The organism is Pseudorhizobium xiangyangii, from assembly GCF_020531965.1.
Taxonomy (GTDB): domain Bacteria; phylum Pseudomonadota; class Alphaproteobacteria; order Rhizobiales; family Rhizobiaceae; genus Neorhizobium; species Neorhizobium xiangyangii.
Map to the genome: position 1 here is coordinate 1 of NZ_JAJAWH010000118.1, position 599 is coordinate 599.

Below are 599 nucleotides of genomic sequence, written 5' to 3' on the forward strand. Positions count from 1 at the left end.
GAAGTGGAGATAGCTATGGTCGCAAACGCACTAGTCCAAACTCGTATTGATGCCGAAGTTCGGGATCGCGCCTCTGCCGTGCTAGAAAACATGGGCCTCACGGTATCCGATGCGGTTCGTATTTTGCTCACCCGGACGGCCAACGAGGGTGCGCTGCCACTCGAACTTCTCTCAGGCAGCGAGGCCCACGACGCTTGGTTTCGAATCAAGGTACTCGAAGCATTGAACGATCCCCGACCGGACGTCCCGGATGAGGAAGTAGAGGCACATTTTGCGGGACGTCGGGCGGCCGCCGGTCTTAAAGCGGACGTACGCAAATCGTGAAGCTCACCTGGTCTGCGTTCGCATTATCGGATCGCGACGCCATCTTCACATATATCGAGGCAGACAATCCTTCAGCCGCCATCCTGGTCGATGAACGGATCGTCGCCGCTGTTCGTCGCCTGATCGATTTTCCCGCGAGCGGTCGTGTTGGCAGAATTGCTGGCACGCGCGAATTGGTAATCAACGGCACGCCGTACGTCGCGGCGTATGCGGTAACTGGAGCAGCGGTTCGTATTCTTCGCGTCCTCCATGGCGCGCAGGAATGGCCAGAGACT

2 protein-coding genes are annotated in these 599 nt (G+C 58.1%); both read left to right on the plus strand.

The annotated features are described in order from the left end of the window. The first annotated feature begins 15 nt into the window (after positions 1 to 15). Positions 16 to 324: a type II toxin-antitoxin system RelB/DinJ family antitoxin gene (locus tag LH464_RS24465; RefSeq protein ID WP_226788993.1), complete on the plus strand. Its 309-nt coding sequence runs from the start codon at positions 16 to 18 to the stop codon at positions 322 to 324. Continuing rightward, a partial coding sequence (locus tag LH464_RS24470) for a type II toxin-antitoxin system RelE/ParE family toxin (RefSeq protein ID WP_226788992.1) occupies positions 321 to 599 on the plus strand: 279 nt, incomplete at its 3' end. The genes LH464_RS24465 and LH464_RS24470, both read left to right, overlap by 4 nt.